The following is a 14,164-nucleotide window of genomic DNA, read 5'->3' on the forward strand; positions in this document are numbered from 1 at the left end:
ACACCCTCCAAGAAATTGGAGGGTGTTTCTTTTTATCCGGACGATATGTCGTTTATCCCGTCTTGCGGCGGAATTCGCGTTTGTGGTCGGCAGGCCCATGCGCCTCGTGCGCCTTGGAATGTCCGTCCTTGTGATCGGTGGACAGTCCGGCCTGATGATTCTTCCGCTCGAGTGCTTCGCGGAATTTCTTTTTCGTGTCCTCGTTACTGGCGTCGGTCATGGTGAACTCCCTCGGGTAGCCGGTTCACTCTGTGAAGCTACGCCGAGGGCACCGAGAATGCTCCCGTTTTTTCTGCGCGGTGTCAGGCGCGGCGGTCGGCCGTCTCCAGGTACGCGGCCGTGGTCCCGCCCACCGGCATCGCGGGCAGGCCGAGCTTGGCGTGATCCCAGCTTCTGATGCGCTCGGGAACGATCCGCACGACAACCCGCTTGTGCAGCAGCTGATCGATGGCGGGACGCAGATCGTCGGTGTAGGGCCCGGTGTACCGTTCCCACACGCTGACGCCGACCGCGAACATCGCGTCCGGGTCCTCCACGATCTCCGCCCGGCCCTCGACGGAGATTCCGCGCAGGGTGTCGTACGTCTGGCCGTCCTCGATCAGGACGGTGACGCGGTCGTCACGGCGCAGGTTGACCGCCTTCTGCGATTTCGACTTCGTCTCGAACCAGATCTCGCCGTCGATCACGGCGTACCACATGGCGACCAGATGGGACCGGCCGTCCGCTGCCACCGTTGCGAGCGTGGCGATCCGGCTCCGATCCACGAATTCGGCGATCTCCGAATCCGTCATCGTGATCTGCGATCGTTGGTTCTTCCCCATCGGCTTCTCCTGTCGCGGTGAACGTCGGTCGTGGTCGATCAGAGCCTCTTGTGCAACGCCTCGGCGGCGGCGAGAAGGTCGGCCGCCCACCGGGCGCCGGGTCGCCTGCCCATTCTGTCGATGGGACCGGACACCGAAATTGCTGCGATGACAGCGCCGCCGGCATCCCGCACGGGTGCGGCGACACTGGCGACACCGGGTTCCCGCTCGGCGGCGCTCTGTGCCCAGCCGCGCCTGCGGACCTCGAGCAGCACGCGTTCGCCGAACGCCGCGTCGGGAAGGATCGCGCGCTGGGTCTGTGGGTCGGCCCAGGCGAGAAGGACCTTGGCGCCCGAGCCGGCGCTCATCGGCAGTCGTGCCCCGACGAGAACGGTGTCGCGGAGACCCGTGGGCGGCTCCATCGCCGCCACACAGATGCGCTGGGTGCCTTCCCGGCGGTACAACTGCACGCTCTCACCGGTGATCTCGCGCAGCCGCGGAAGGACGAGCGCCGCCGCCGAGACGAGCGGATCGTTAGCCGTTGCAGCGAGTTCGGCGAGGCCGGGACCGGGGCACCACAGCCCGTCGGAGTCGCGGGTCAAGAGGCGGTGGACCTCGAGCCCGACGGCCAGCCGGTGGGCGGTGGCGCGGGGGAGTCCGGTGCGCGAGCACAGTTCGGTGAGGCTGCAGGGCTTCTCGGCCACGGCATGCAGCACGCCCACCGCTTTGTCAAGGACTCCGATGCCGCTATGCTGTCTCATAGGTCGATACCACTTTCTCGCATACTGGGATCATAGCGCACCTTCGTCTCACGTCGAGTGCGTGTCCGGGAAGAGGGTAACGACATCAAGCGCACGGCGGACCGGCCCGAAGCCCGCGGTGCGAGAGGACACACAGAGGTGGAGAAGATGGCGGAGAAAGCACGCACCCTGGCAGAGAAGGTGTGGGACGACCACGTCGTGGTCCGGGGTGAGGGAGACAACCCCGACCTCATCTACATCGATCTGCATCTCGTTCACGAAGTGACGAGTCCGCAGGCATTCGACGGACTTCGGCTGGCGGGGCGCCCGCTGCGCCGGCCCGACCTGACGATTGCCACGGAGGACCACAACGTCCCCACCGTCGACATCGACAAGCCGATCGCCGACCCCGTCTCCAAGACTCAGGTGGACACGCTGCGGCGCAACTGTGAGGAATTCGGTGTCCGGCTGCACCCGATGGGAAACATCGACCAGGGCATCGTCCACGTCGTCGGACCCCAGCTGGGTCTCACCCAGCCCGGCATGACCGTGGTGTGCGGTGACAGCCACACGTCCACCCACGGCGCCTTCGGCGCGCTCGCGATGGGCATCGGCACCAGTGAGGTCGAACACGTCATGGCGACGCAGACGTTGTCGTTGCGTCCTTTCCGGACGATGGCGATCACCGTGGACGGCGAATTGCCCGACGGCGTGACGAGTAAAGATCTCATTTTGGCCGTCATCGCGAAGATCGGAACGGGCGGAGGCCAGGGCTACGTCCTGGAGTACCGCGGCGAAGCGATCCGGAAGATGTCGATGGAAGCGCGGATGACCGTCTGCAACATGTCCATCGAGGCGGGTGCGCGGGCAGGCATGATCGCCCCCGACGAGATCACCTACGAATTCATCAAGGGACGTCCCCACGCGCCGAAGGGCGCCGACTGGGACGCCGCGGTGGAGGCCTGGGAGCAGTTGAAGACCGACGAGGGTGCGGTTTTCGACAACGAGGTCCACATCGACGCGAGTTCCCTGACGCCGTTCGTGACCTGGGGCACCAACCCGGGGCAGGGGCTGCCGCTCGGCGAGGCCGTGCCGAATCCGGCCGAGATCGTGGACGAGAGCGAGCGTCACGCCGCGGAGAAGGCGTTGACCTACATGGGTCTCGAAGCCGGAACTCCGTTGCGTGAGGTGGCGATCGACACAGTTTTCGTGGGTTCGTGCACCAACGGTCGGATCGAGGATCTGCGGGCCGTGGCCGACGTGTTGCGTGGCCGCCACGTCGCCGACGGGGTCCGGATGCTGATCGTGCCGGGCTCGATGCGCGTTCGTGCGCAGGCCGAAAAGGAGGGTCTCGGCGAGATCTTCACCGCCGCGGGCGCCGAATGGCGGCAGGCGGGGTGCTCGATGTGCCTCGGGATGAACCCGGATCAGCTCGCGCCCGGCGAGCGTTCGGCCTCCACGTCCAACCGCAATTTCGAAGGCCGTCAAGGCAAGGGCGGCCGGACTCACCTGGTTTCGCCGCTGGTCGCCGCCGCGACCGCAGTCCGGGGAACACTGTCCGCGCCGACAGATCTGGCCTAGGACCCAAGGAATTTAGGAGATTTTTCGATGGAATCCTTTAGCACACACAAAGGTATCGGCGTTCCGCTGCGGCGATCCAACGTGGACACGGACCAGATCATTCCGGCGGTCTACCTGAAACGAGTGACCCGCACCGGTTTCGAGGACGGTCTGTTCGCCGCGTGGCGGAACGATCCGAACTTCGTTCTGAACGTCGCCCCGTACGACAAGGGCAGCGTTCTGGTGGCCGGGCCCGATTTCGGCACGGGCTCCTCCCGCGAGCACGCCGTGTGGGCGCTATCCGACTTCGGATTTCGGGTCGTGATCGCGTCTCGCTTCGCCGACATCTTCCGGGGGAACGCCGGCAAGGCCGGTCTGCTGGCCGCTCAGGTGGCCCAGTCGGACGTCGAACTGCTCTGGAAGTTGCTCGACGAGCAACCCGGTCTCGAATTGATTGTCGACCTCGAGAACAAGACTGTGACGGCCGGAACCACCGTGGTGCCCTTTGCGATTGATGACTACACGCGGTGGCGTCTGATCGAGGGTCTGGACGACATCGGATTGACATTACGGCAGGTAGAAGCCATTTCCGAGTTCGAAAAGTCAAGGCCTTCTTGGAAACCTGCGACTCTTCCGGAGCCCACTCCTGCCGACTGAAAGTTGGAATAGGAGCCCTGTCTGCCAGATAATAAGTTCCTGAGAATGGTGCCGCGTTGTATGAGAATTGGCGTGGCACATAGACTCCTGCGGTATTCAGGTTTACCGTAGTTCGTAGTCGGTCCGATGATGGACCATTAGTTCGCGGAGGAATTTCAATGAATAAGGCAGAGCTCATCGATGTTCTGACCGAGAAACTGGGCACGGACAGGCGCACGGCAACGGAAGCTGTCGAGCATGTCGTGGACACGATCGTCCGGGCAGTGCACCGCGGCGACAGCGTGACCATCACCGGTTTCGGCGTCTTCGAGCAGCGTCGTCGCGCAGCACGTGTCGCACGCAACCCGCGCACGGGTGAGACCGTCAAGGTCAAGCCGACGTCGGTGCCGGCGTTCCGTCCGGGCGCTCAGTTCAAGGCGGTTATCGCTGGCGGCCAGAAGCTTCCGGCCACCGGTCCGGCAGTCAAGCGCGGCGCAGCGGCGCCCGCCACCAAGGCTGCCGCCAAGAAGGCTGCTGCAAAGAAGACGGCTGCCAAGAAGACCGCAGCCAAGAAGGCGGCCCCGGCCAAGACCACGGCCGCGAAGAAGACCGCAGCCAAGAAGGCCCCGGCCAAGACCACGGCTGCGAAGAAGACCGTGGCGAAGAAGGTGGCTCCGGCCAAGACTGCAGCCAAGAAGACTGCAGCCAAGAAGGCCCCGGCCAAGACCACGGCTGCGAAGAAGACCGTGGCGAAGAAGGTGGCTCCGGCCAAGACTGCAGCCAAGAAGACTGCAGCCAAGAAGGCTCCGGCCAAGACCACGGCTGCCAAGAAGACCGCAGCAAAGAAGGCTCCCGCGAAGCGCGCCAAGTAATACAGCGCACACGGGACTGCCCGAACACTGACAGGCGCCGACCCTGGGGGTTGGCGCCTGTCAGTGTTCTCCTGGCCTCCCGGTGAACTCCGGCCGGTAGGGCTCAGTCCTTCCGAGTGGGAGGCAGCGGACTGTCGATGTGATCGGCGGCGATGAGTTTGCCGCCGGACAGCGAAAGCACCCAGGTGCTCGCCTTCCTGTTCCGCGCCGGGGGAAGTGTGATGCCGTCGTTCTCCGCCCACCAGTCGAGCAGATCGGGAATGACGCCTCCCTGACTGCAGATCACCTGAACTCCGCCGAGAGCGGCGATCTTACGGACCCTCGTGCGGGTGGCCACCGGGTCGGCGGTGTAACTCTCCTCGGACAGCAGCGGATCCAACCGGACGGTCGTGTCCAGCGCGCGCGCCAGCGGCTCGACCGTCTGTGTGCACCGCGTCCGGTCGGCGGACGTGATGACGGTGGCCCCGAACGCTTCGAGCTGCGGGACGAGCGCCTCGGCCTGGTGTAGGCCGTTCGTATCCAGGGGCCGGGTGGTGTCGTCGCCCTTGTACCGCTTCCGGCTTCCAGCCTTGGCGTGCCGGACCAGGAGCACGGTCGCGGTGTCGGGTGGCTGGGCCGTGAATCGGCGGAGCATCTTGCGATCCATGGGATACGACAGTTGATCGGCCACCTCGGATACGGGAAGCCACCGCATCTCGTCCACTTCGCTGTTGGAGACGAATTCACCGGCGCGGGCTTCTGCCGCCCAGTACTCGACTCGTTTCAATCGGCGGTGGCCCGGAATCGGATATGTCAACGCGCCCAGATGCCGGCCGAGGCGCCCGCGAATACCCGTCTCTTCTTCCACCTCACGCAGTGCGGCCACCACGGCGGTCTCTCCGGGGTCGAGCTTTCCCTTCGGAAATGACCAGTCCTCGTATTTGGGCCGGTGAATGAGCGCGATCTCGATCTCGTCGGGATTGCCGGGAGACTTTCGCCACAGCACTGCCCCAGCAGCGAAGATATTGGCTTTGACCGGTTTGCCGGGTGAACTGCTCACCGAGTTCCTTCCTTCTGCCGCGGACTCGCCGCGATCAGGATCCGGTGCCCATTCGTTTGCGCATCATGGCCTCCTGGTGGTCGCGAACCTCCTCGCCGCGGGCAGGCGACGGAACCCACCGGCCGTCGGACCCGAGCACCCAGCACCGCGTGACGGGATCGAGCGCGGAGTCGACGATCTCGCCTATCTGAGCAGTGAGTCGAGGATCTTTCACCTGCGCCATGACCTCGACGCGTCGGTCGAGGTTGCGGTGCATCATGTCTGCGCTGCCGATCCAGTATTCGTCGGCGCCGCGGAAATGGAACACCCGGGAATGCTCGAGGAATCGTCCGAGAATCGACCGGACGTGGATGTTCTCACTCAGGCCGGGAACTCCGGGTTTGAGGGCGCAGATGCCACGCACGACGATTTCGACGGGCACACCGGCCCGGGACGCGCGGTAGAGCGAGTCGATCACCTGCTCGTCGACCAAGGCGTTGGCCTTCAGCAGGATTCCGGCGTCCTCGCCCCGCAGTTTGTGCGCGATCTCACCGTCGATCCGCTCGATGATTCCCCGGCGCACACCGTACGGCGCGACGAGCAGGTTGCGATACTGCGTCTTCCGCGAGTAGCCGGTGAGGGAATTGAACAGGTCGGTGAGGTCCGCGCCGATCTCGGGTGCGGCGGTGAGGAGGCCGATGTCTTCGTACAGGCGGGCAGTCTTCGGGTTGTAGTTGCCGGTACCGATGTGGCAGTAACGCCGGATGGTGGACCCTTCGCGACGGACCACGAGACACGTCTTGCAGTGGGTCTTGAGCCCGACGAGTCCGTACACCACGTGCACACCCGCGTGTTCGAGTTTGCGGGCCCACTTGATGTTCGCCTGCTCGTCGAATCGCGCTTTGATCTCGACCAGTGCCACAACCTGTTTGCCCTCCTCGGCGGCGGTGATCAATGCATCGACGATGGGGGAGTCGCCCGAAGTGCGGTAGAGCGTCTGCTTGATCGCCAGAACCTGGGGGTCGGCCGCGGCCTGTTCGATGAAGCGCTGGACGCTCGTGGAGAACGAGTCGTACGGGTGGTGGACCAGGACGTCGCCGTCGCGGAGTGTGGAGAAGACGCTCTTGGGTGTTTCTCTCTCGCCGAACGCCGGATGCGTTGCCGGGACGAACGGTGCGTCCTTGAGGGCGGGCCGATCGACCGCGTACACCTGCCACAGGCACGACAGATCCAGCAATCCGGGTACCTGGATGACGTCGCCGGGATCGACGTCGAGTTCGCGCAGGAGAAGTTCGAGCATGTGCTCGGTCATGTCGTCCGCGACCTCGAGCCGCACCGGTGAACCGAAGCGGCGGCGGGCCAACTCACGCTCGAGGGCCTGCAGAAGATCCTCGTCGCGGTCTTCCTCGACCTCGAAATCGGCGTTGCGCGTGATCCGGAACGCGTGGTGCTCCACGATCTCCATGCCCGGGAACAGCATGTCGAGGTGAGCGGAGATCAGATCTTCCAGGGGCAGGAACGCGTCGATGGAGGAGGGCGTTTCGTCGCGGCGGACGCGGACGAACCGGCCCACGTTGTCCGGAACCTTGACCCTCGCAAAGTGTTCGCCACCGGTCACCGCATCCTTCACCGTCACCGCGAGGTTGAGACTCAGCCCGCTGATGTACGGGAACGGGTGGGCATGGTCGACGGCGAGCGGAGTGAGCACGGGGAAGATCTGGTCCTGGAAATGCACCGACAAGCGCTCGCGGTCGTCGTCGGTGAGATCGTCCCATCCGATGATGGAGATCCCTTCGGCGGCAAGCGCGGGACGAACGGAGTCGAGGAAGACCCGTGCGGCCTTCTCCGAGATCTCCTGGGTCCGGGTCGCGATCAGCGAGAGCTGCTCGCGCGGGGAGAGACCGTCGGCGGACCGCACGGACAGCCCGGTCTCGTCGCGACGCTTGAGTCCGGCCACGCGGACCATGAAGAACTCGTCGAGATTGGACGCGAAGATGGCGAGGAACTTGGCGCGCTCGAGCAACGGCAGCGACGTGTCCTCGGCGAGGGCGAGGACACGGGCATTGAAATCGAGCCAACTGAGTTCGCGGTTCAGGTAACGATCTTCGGGGAGTCCGTCGGTCAGCGCGCTGGTGAGGGCACTCGTCGCAGCGGGTGGCGCCATCGGAACGTTCGTGGGATTGGCCGTGACGATGCTGTCGCGGGTTCCGTTCTTTCCGTCGACGTCGGTCTGCTGGTCGAGTGCTTCTCGGTTACTCACTCCACGATCATCCCTCGAGAATTCGGCCGCCGACAATCGATGGGGCAAATTCACACGGCGCGCGCGGCCTACTCGTTTCCGCAGCGCGAGGGGTCGGTGTGTTCGAGAGCGTCGAGGGCGGCACGCGTCGCAGGTCCGACGCCGAGAGCCTGCGCGGCATCGAGATCGTCGGCGGTGTCGACGTCGGTTCGCAGACCGGGCCAGTGCCCGTCGAGGGGCCGCGCCCCGGACTCGAGATGCCGCTTCGCCGATCCCGGTCCGAACCGGGGATCGAGCGGAATCTCCGGGTCGCAGGAGAACAGTGCGGCGGTTCCGGTGCCGTGATGATCGACGACGACCGACCTGCCACCGGTTCTCGCCGCGGCGAGTGCTTCACCGAATTCGCCTCCGCGCAGAGACGGAAGGTCGGCCTGCAGTGCGACGACGTCGACTCCGCGCTCGTTGCGGCGGACGTGCTCGGCCGCCGCCGACAGCGCCGCATTGAGGCTGTGCTCGGTGCCGCCCTCGTCCGGCCGATCCTCGGCGGAAACGGGTGCGGGGTCGGCGTAGACGTGCGCGCCGACACTGCGCGCGAGCCGCGCCACCGCGGGATCCGGCGTGACCACGGTGACACCGACGACTGTCGCGACGTCGCTGACGACGGCCAGGGTGTCGCGCAGCATCGACAGGACCAGTCCGGTGCGGTCGGCCGTGTCGAAGACACTCGACAGCCGCGTCTTGGCCGCGTGGAGTTCCTTCACCGCGACGAGAACGTGCGCGCGCGGCGCCACGGATCGGGTCGCTGTGCTCATGCGGATATCTTGCCAGCCCGCGCGGGGCGGTGCTCCGGACGCCCGGTCGCGGCTGAGCAGCGAACGAGTTCGGTAGCGGGGCGGCGCCCGACCTCGGCATCGGCAATACTGTGGGCGACGCATCGGGTAACGAACGACGAGGGGGCTGTGTGAGCAAGGCTGCGGTACTGGGAGCGGGTTCATGGGGGACTGCATTTGCGAAGGTCCTGGCCGATGCCGGGACCGATGTCACCATGTGGGCGCGACGCGCTGAGGTCGCCGAATCGATCGTGTCGCGGCACGAGAACGCGGACTACCTGCCGGGCATCGCCCTGCCTCCGTCGTTGACCGCCACCGACGACGCGCGGGCCGCACTCGACGGCGCCGACATCGTCGTCCTCGCGGTGCCGTCGCAGTCCCTGCGCGACAATCTGCAGGTCTGGAGTCCGATGATCCCCGAGGACGCCACCCTGCTGAGCCTCGCCAAGGGCATCGAAACCGGCACCCTCATGCGGATGAGTCAGGTGATCATCCAGGTCACCGGCGCAGACCCGGGGCGTGTCGCCGTGCTGTCCGGGCCCAATCTGGCCCGGGAGATCGCGATCGGTCAACCGGCGGCGACGGTCGTCGCGTGCACGGATTCGACGCGGGCACTGGAACTGCAGAAGGCCTCGGCCACCGGATACTTCCGTCCGTACACGAATTCGGACGTCATCGGGTGTGAGATCGGTGGCGCCTGCAAGAACGTCATCGCCCTCGCCTGCGGTATGGCATCGGGAATCGGTCTGGGAGAGAACACGATTGCGAGCATCATCACTCGTGGTCTCGCCGAGATCATCCGGCTGGGAGTGGCCCTCGGTGCGAAACCTGCCACCCTCGCGGGTCTCGCGGGAGTGGGCGATCTGGTTGCGACGTGCACGTCGCCCCTGTCGCGCAATCGGTCGTTCGGTGAACGCCTCGGTCAGGGTGGTTCGATCGAGAGTGCCCAGGCGGCTACTCACGGTCAGGTCGCCGAGGGTGTGAAATCGTGCTCGTCCGTGCGGGCTCTCGCGGCCAGTTACGACGTCGAGATGCCGCTGACCGATGCCGTGCACCGGGTGTGCCACGAGGGCGTCGTGGTGCAGGACGCGATCGGTCAGCTGCTCGGCCGTCGCACGAAGCCGGAGTGAGCTCGTGAGTGGTGATTCCACCCGCTGCGTCAAAGCCGTTGCCGCAGAAAATGTTCCCGGCTCGCCGATGCAGAGGGGGCCGGTTTTCGCGGCGCCGTATCAGCTGAGCGCGGACGAGGGAACCGAGTCCGACACCTACGCGCGTGCCTCCAATCCGGGCTGGCGCGACCTCGAATCGGCGCTGGCGACACTCGAAGGCGCCGCGGGCGCGCTCGTCGTCGGCTCCGGGATGTCGGCGGTCACCGTCGTGCTGAGGAGTCTGCTCACCGCCGGCGACACCGTGGTCGTTCCGTCCGACGGCTACTACCAGGTGCGCGCGTACGCGCGGGAGCGCCTGGAGCCGATGGGCATCACCGTGCACGAACTGAGGACCGCCGACATGGCCGGCGAGGCGGCCGCCGCACTGCTGGCGTCCGCCGAGGGGACGACGGTGGTGGTGGCCGAGACTCCGGCCAACCCCTCCCTCGACGTGGTGGATCTACGCGCCGTGTCCGAGCAGTGCGCGAACGCGGGCGCCGTTCTCGTGGTGGACAACACGACCGCCACCCCGCTCGGCCAGCAACCGCTCGAACTCGGTGCCGACGTGGTAGTCGCTAGTGGCACAAAGGCTTTGAGCGGTCACAGTGATCTCCTCATGGGATACATCGCCGCGTCGGACGCCGACTTCCTGGCCGGGATGGAACGCGAGAGGGCCCTGTCGGGCACGGTGCTGGGGCCGTTCGAGACGTGGCTCGCCCACCGGAGTCTCGGGACGGCCGGTCTGCGTTTCGAGCGTCAGTGCGCCAACGCCCTTGCCGTGGCGGTCTTGCTCGAGTCACACCCGGCGGCCCACCGCGTCCGGTATCCGGGTCTGCCCGGAGATCCTGCGCACGCCGTCGCCGCCGGTCAGATGCGTCGATTCGGCGGGCTGGTGAGCTTCGAGGTGGACTCCGCCGAACAGTTCCACCGACTCGTGGCCGGAAGTGAACTCCTCGTGCCCGCGACGAGCTTCGGTGGCATCCACACCAGCGCCGACCGCCGGGCCCGGTGGGGAGACCCGGTACCCGACGGGTTCGTGCGGATCTCGTGCGGAATCGAGGACACCGAAGACCTCGTCGCCGATCTCGAGCAGGCCCTGTCCGCATTGTGAGTGCAGGGCTCGACGTGTCGTGAGGTCGGCGAAGGAAATATGAGGAGAGGTGGGTGCGGTGAGCGTGTCGCGGCGACGGTACGGTTTGTGTCGTGAGTAAACCGCGTACCCGGGTAGCCGTCATCTTCGGTGGCCGCAGCAACGAGCATTCCGTGTCCTGTGTGTCGGCCGGAAGCGTCCTGAGGAACCTCGACCCGGAACGGTACGAGGTGGTGCCGATCGGCATCACCACCGAGGGCTCGTGGGTCCTCGGCTCCACCGACCCCGAAACGCTGTCCATCCGCGGCCGGGCACTGCCCAGCGTCGATGCCGACGGGTCCGCACTGGCCCTCACCGCCGACCCGACACGGTCCGGCGACCTCGTCGCCCTCGACGACGGCGAAGCGGGCAAGATCCTGGCCTCGGTCGACGTCGTCTTTCCCGTCCTGCACGGCGCCTATGGCGAGGACGGCACGATCCAAGGCCTGCTCGAACTCGCAGGTGTCCCGTACGTCGGTCCCGGCGTACTCGCCAGCGCTGCCGGTATGGACAAGGAATTCACGAAGAAGCTGCTCGCCGCGGAAGGCCTGCCCATCGGGTTCCAGGTCGTCCTGCGACCGGGCACCGCCACACTGACCGACGAACAGAAGTCCCGCCTCCACCTCCCGGTGTTCGTGAAGCCGGCCCGTGGCGGATCGTCGATTGGTATCACCCGGGTGGCCGAGTGGGCCGCGCTCGACGACGCCATCGCCCACGCCCGCCTGCACGACCCCAAGGTGATCGTCGAATCGGGGATCATCGGCCGCGAGGTCGAGTGTGGAGTCCTCGAGTTCCCGGACGGCGACGTGCGGGCCAGCGTCATCGCCGAGATCCGGATGCCGGAAGGCGCTGGCGACGACGAGGCGTTCTACGACTTCGACAGCAAATACCTCGATGACGTGTGCGAGTTCGACGTGCCCGCGAAACTCGACGAATCGGTCAGCGACGAGATCCGCGAACTCGCGGTGCGCGCGTTCTCCGCGCTCGACTGCCAGGGTCTCGCGCGGGTCGACTTCTTCGTGACCGAGGACGGCCCGGTGATCAACGAGATCAACACGATGCCGGGATTCACGTCGATCTCGATGTACCCGCGCATGTGGGGCGCGGTGGGCGTCGACTACGGCACCCTCGTCTCGACCCTGGTCGACACCGCCCTCGCGCGCGGCATCGGTCTGCGCTAGAGAAACCGCGGTCCGGCGCTCAGGGATTCGCCACGGGCGCCGGATCGAGGGGCTTCTGCGGCAACGCCTGCGACACCGCGCCGGAAATGTCCTGAAGCGGCGTCGGTCCCACCCCGGTGGGAACCGTGAGTCCGATGTACACGCCGCGGTCGACGGCGAAATAGCTGCTCGCGTCGATTCCGGCGCTCGCACCCGAGATCTCGAACCACTGAACTCCGTCGATCACCTGCAGCGCCGAAGCCTGATCGAACTCCGCGGGACGGTCCAGACCGCAACGCAGGACGAGTGGTTCACCCTCGGCCGGCTGCCACGCCGCCGTCGCCTCGGGTGCGGGTTCGGTGAGCTCGGCGCGCGTGTAATCGCCCAGCGCGTCGGGGAGGCCCGCCATCAGGGTGGCGCACTCCGCGGAGCCGGATGCGGGTGCGGGCACGGGGCCCAGCGACACGGGTTCCTTCACCGGGTTCCGCCCGGCGAACACCGCCGCGACGACGATGCCGATGACCAGGGCCACGGGAAGCGCCACGGCCGTCGCGATGAGTGCGGGATTCCGCCGCTCCGCGGGGACCGGGTCGGAGTTGCCGGCGGGTGTGTTCTGTTCGGGTTCGAGGTCGGACATGCTCAGTTCTTGTTCGCAGACTTTTCGGGGACGTCGCAGGTGAGGGTGCGGGTGATGCCGGAGACCTGACGGATCTCCTTGACGACGGGAGCGACCTCGTCAGCGGACACCCGCACGATGACGTCGTACGGCCCGACCACGTCCTCGGCGGTCCGGACTCCGGTGATCTTCGCGATCTCGGTCGCGATCGCCGCAGCCTTGCCGACTTCGGTCTGGATCAGGATGAACGCTTGCACTCTCGCTACGGCCCTTCCCTGCTCCGCGCCGCATCGATCTCGGTAGAGTCGCGGGTGCTTCGGCGCGCTGATCGGTCACGTGCCGAGAAGTCCCGGCAACAGCTAAAAGGTACCGCAGTCGCACATTCCGTCGACCGGACCCACAGCCGCTGCACGGGCCACCCGACACTGGAGGCACACCATCACACCGACGGATTCCCCGGACCCGACCCCGCCCCTCACCGTCGCCGACGTCGGCGAGTTCGCCGTGATCGGCCGAGCGGTGCAGGGCCGGGTGCAGCCCCCGTCCACTCTGATCGGCCCCGGCGACGACGCCGCCCTGGTCCGAGCGGACGACGGCCGGGTGGCGGTGTCCGCCGACATGCTGGTGCAGGACAGGCACTTTCGGCTCGACTGGTCGTCCCCACGCGATGTGGGCCGCAAGGCGGTGGCACAGAATGCGGCCGACGTCGCGGCGATGGGGGCGCGGCCCACGGCCTTCCTGGTCTCCCTCGGTCTCCCGCCGGACACGTCGATCGACGTGGCGGACGGCATCTCGGCGGCAATCGGGGAAAGCGCCGAGGAACTCGGGGCCGGCGTCGTGGGCGGTGATCTCGTGCAGGCCGGACAGGTCGTGATTTCCGTCACCGTCCTCGGTGATCTCGGTGGCAGAAGCCCGATCCGGCGGTCGGGCGCGCGGCCCGGCGACGTCGTCGCGGTGGCCGGCGAACTCGGCCGGTCGGCGGCCGGTCTCGCGCTGCTGCTCGGCGGGTCCTCGGATTTCCCGGACCTGCTCGCCGCGCATCGAGTCCCCACTCCGCCGTACTCCGCCGCCTGGGCCGCCGCGGACGGGGGCGCCCACGCGATGACCGACATCTCCGACGGGCTCCTCGCCGACCTCGGTCACATCTGTGACGCCTCCGGCGTCGGAATGTCCCTCACCCGATCCGACCTGGCCGTCTCACCCGAACTGGTGTCGGCAGCGAAGGTTCTCGGCGTCGACCACTGGGAATGGGTGCTCACCGGGGGAGAGGACCACGGTTTCGCCGCCACCTTCCCCGCCGCCGTCCCGCTCCCGGCGGGGTGGACCGCGATCGGCGCGGTGCACGACGGGTCCGGCATCTCGGTCGACGGCGAGACCTGGCCGGGGGCCGGCGGCTGGCAGAGTTTCTCGGTATAG

Annotated in this window: 15 protein-coding genes; 7 read left to right on the plus strand and 8 right to left on the minus strand. The window is 66.8% G+C overall.

The window, feature by feature from the left end; genetic code table 11:
• Positions 1–52: 52 nt before the first annotated feature.
• The 3 genes from RHA1_RS50675 to RHA1_RS31780 all read right to left on the minus strand — a co-directional run bounded on the left by RHA1_RS50675 (position 53) and on the right by RHA1_RS31780 (position 1,561).
• A complete protein-coding gene (locus RHA1_RS50675; protein ID WP_005240394.1) occupies positions 53–220 on the minus strand; it encodes a DUF5302 domain-containing protein in 168 nt (55 codons plus the stop codon).
• Between the two features lie 82 nt (positions 221–302).
• The gene (locus RHA1_RS31775; protein WP_011598378.1) at positions 303–821 is read right to left on the minus strand and encodes a pyridoxamine 5'-phosphate oxidase family protein; all 519 of its coding nucleotides are present in this window, start codon (positions 819–821) and stop codon (positions 303–305) included.
• 38 nt (positions 822–859) lie between these two features.
• Positions 860–1,561, minus strand: a complete 702-nt coding sequence (locus tag RHA1_RS31780) for an IclR family transcriptional regulator (protein WP_005240398.1) — start codon at positions 1,559–1,561, stop codon at positions 860–862.
• Between the two features lie 138 nt (positions 1,562–1,699).
• Between RHA1_RS31780 and leuC the strand changes: the two genes are divergently transcribed.
• From leuC to RHA1_RS31795, 3 genes are all read left to right on the plus strand, one after another.
• Positions 1,700–3,121: a 3-isopropylmalate dehydratase large subunit gene (leuC, locus tag RHA1_RS31785; RefSeq protein WP_009479685.1), complete on the plus strand. Its 1,422-nt coding sequence runs from the start codon at positions 1,700–1,702 to the stop codon at positions 3,119–3,121.
• Between the two features lie 27 nt (positions 3,122–3,148).
• A complete protein-coding gene (leuD, locus tag RHA1_RS31790; protein ID WP_005240402.1) occupies positions 3,149–3,757 on the plus strand; it encodes a 3-isopropylmalate dehydratase small subunit in 609 nt (202 codons plus the stop codon).
• 158 nt (positions 3,758–3,915) lie between these two features.
• Complete coding sequence (locus RHA1_RS31795) at positions 3,916–4,608, plus strand: HU family DNA-binding protein (protein WP_011598380.1); 693 nt, start codon at positions 3,916–3,918, stop codon at positions 4,606–4,608.
• A gap of 103 nt (positions 4,609–4,711) precedes the next feature.
• Here the strand turns inward: RHA1_RS31795 and RHA1_RS31800 are convergent, their stop codons facing one another.
• The 3 genes from RHA1_RS31800 to cofC form a co-directional block, all read right to left on the minus strand.
• Positions 4,712–5,647, minus strand: coding sequence for an NUDIX hydrolase (locus RHA1_RS31800; RefSeq protein ID WP_009479688.1), 936 nt, complete (start codon positions 5,645–5,647; stop codon positions 4,712–4,714).
• Positions 5,648–5,681: 34 nt separating this feature from the next.
• Positions 5,682–7,886 (minus strand): RNA degradosome polyphosphate kinase, encoded by a 2,205-nt coding sequence (locus RHA1_RS31805; RefSeq protein ID WP_009479689.1) that lies wholly within the window; start codon positions 7,884–7,886, stop codon positions 5,682–5,684.
• A gap of 68 nt (positions 7,887–7,954) precedes the next feature.
• Positions 7,955–8,656, minus strand: coding sequence for a 2-phospho-L-lactate guanylyltransferase (gene cofC, locus RHA1_RS31810; RefSeq protein ID WP_011598381.1), 702 nt, complete (start codon positions 8,654–8,656; stop codon positions 7,955–7,957).
• A gap of 170 nt (positions 8,657–8,826) precedes the next feature.
• On the opposite strand from cofC, the gene RHA1_RS31815 reads away from it, so the two are divergent.
• The 3 genes from RHA1_RS31815 to RHA1_RS31825 all read left to right on the plus strand — a co-directional run bounded on the left by RHA1_RS31815 (position 8,827) and on the right by RHA1_RS31825 (position 12,153).
• Entirely contained in the window at positions 8,827–9,825 is a 999-nt protein-coding gene (locus RHA1_RS31815) for an NAD(P)H-dependent glycerol-3-phosphate dehydrogenase (RefSeq protein WP_009479691.1), read from the plus strand.
• 4 nt (positions 9,826–9,829) lie between these two features.
• Complete coding sequence (locus RHA1_RS31820; RefSeq protein WP_011598382.1) at positions 9,830–10,954, plus strand: cystathionine gamma-lyase; 1,125 nt, start codon at positions 9,830–9,832, stop codon at positions 10,952–10,954.
• Positions 10,955–11,046: 92 nt separating this feature from the next.
• On the plus strand, positions 11,047–12,153 hold the full coding sequence (locus RHA1_RS31825) for a D-alanine--D-alanine ligase family protein (RefSeq protein WP_009479693.1): 1,107 nt from the start codon (positions 11,047–11,049) through the stop codon (positions 12,151–12,153).
• Positions 12,154–12,172: 19 nt separating this feature from the next.
• Here the strand turns inward: RHA1_RS31825 and RHA1_RS31830 are convergent, their stop codons facing one another.
• Positions 12,173–12,769 (minus strand): DUF3515 domain-containing protein, encoded by a 597-nt coding sequence (locus RHA1_RS31830; protein ID WP_009479694.1) that lies wholly within the window; start codon positions 12,767–12,769, stop codon positions 12,173–12,175.
• A 2-nt stretch (positions 12,770–12,771) separates the two neighbouring features.
• A complete protein-coding gene (locus tag RHA1_RS31835) occupies positions 12,772–13,005 on the minus strand; it encodes an Lrp/AsnC ligand binding domain-containing protein (RefSeq protein WP_009479695.1) in 234 nt (77 codons plus the stop codon).
• Positions 13,006–13,252: 247 nt separating this feature from the next.
• On the opposite strand from RHA1_RS31835, the gene RHA1_RS31840 reads away from it, so the two are divergent.
• Positions 13,253–14,164: a thiamine-phosphate kinase gene (locus RHA1_RS31840; protein ID WP_016883098.1), complete on the plus strand. Its 912-nt coding sequence runs from the start codon at positions 13,253–13,255 to the stop codon at positions 14,162–14,164.

The sequence above is a fragment of the Rhodococcus jostii RHA1 genome, assembly GCF_000014565.1.
GTDB classification, from domain to species: Bacteria; Actinomycetota; Actinomycetes; order Mycobacteriales; family Mycobacteriaceae; genus Rhodococcus_F; species Rhodococcus_F jostii_A.

Excerpts from the sequence above, each read along its gene's own strand:
- RHA1_RS50675 (WP_005240394.1), bottom strand. The coding sequence starts at position 220 with ATGACCGACGCCAGTAACGAGGACACGAAAAAGAAATTCCGCGAAGCA.
- RHA1_RS31775 (WP_011598378.1), bottom strand. The coding sequence starts at position 821 with ATGGGGAAGAACCAACGATCGCAGATCACGATGACGGATTCGGAGATC.
- RHA1_RS31780 (WP_005240398.1), bottom strand. The coding sequence starts at position 1,561 with ATGAGACAGCATAGCGGCATCGGAGTCCTTGACAAAGCGGTGGGCGTG.
- leuD (WP_005240402.1), top strand. The coding sequence starts at position 3,149 with ATGGAATCCTTTAGCACACACAAAGGTATCGGCGTTCCGCTGCGGCGA.
- RHA1_RS31795 (WP_011598380.1), top strand. The coding sequence starts at position 3,916 with ATGAATAAGGCAGAGCTCATCGATGTTCTGACCGAGAAACTGGGCACG.
- RHA1_RS31830 (WP_009479694.1), bottom strand. The coding sequence starts at position 12,769 with ATGTCCGACCTCGAACCCGAACAGAACACACCCGCCGGCAACTCCGAC.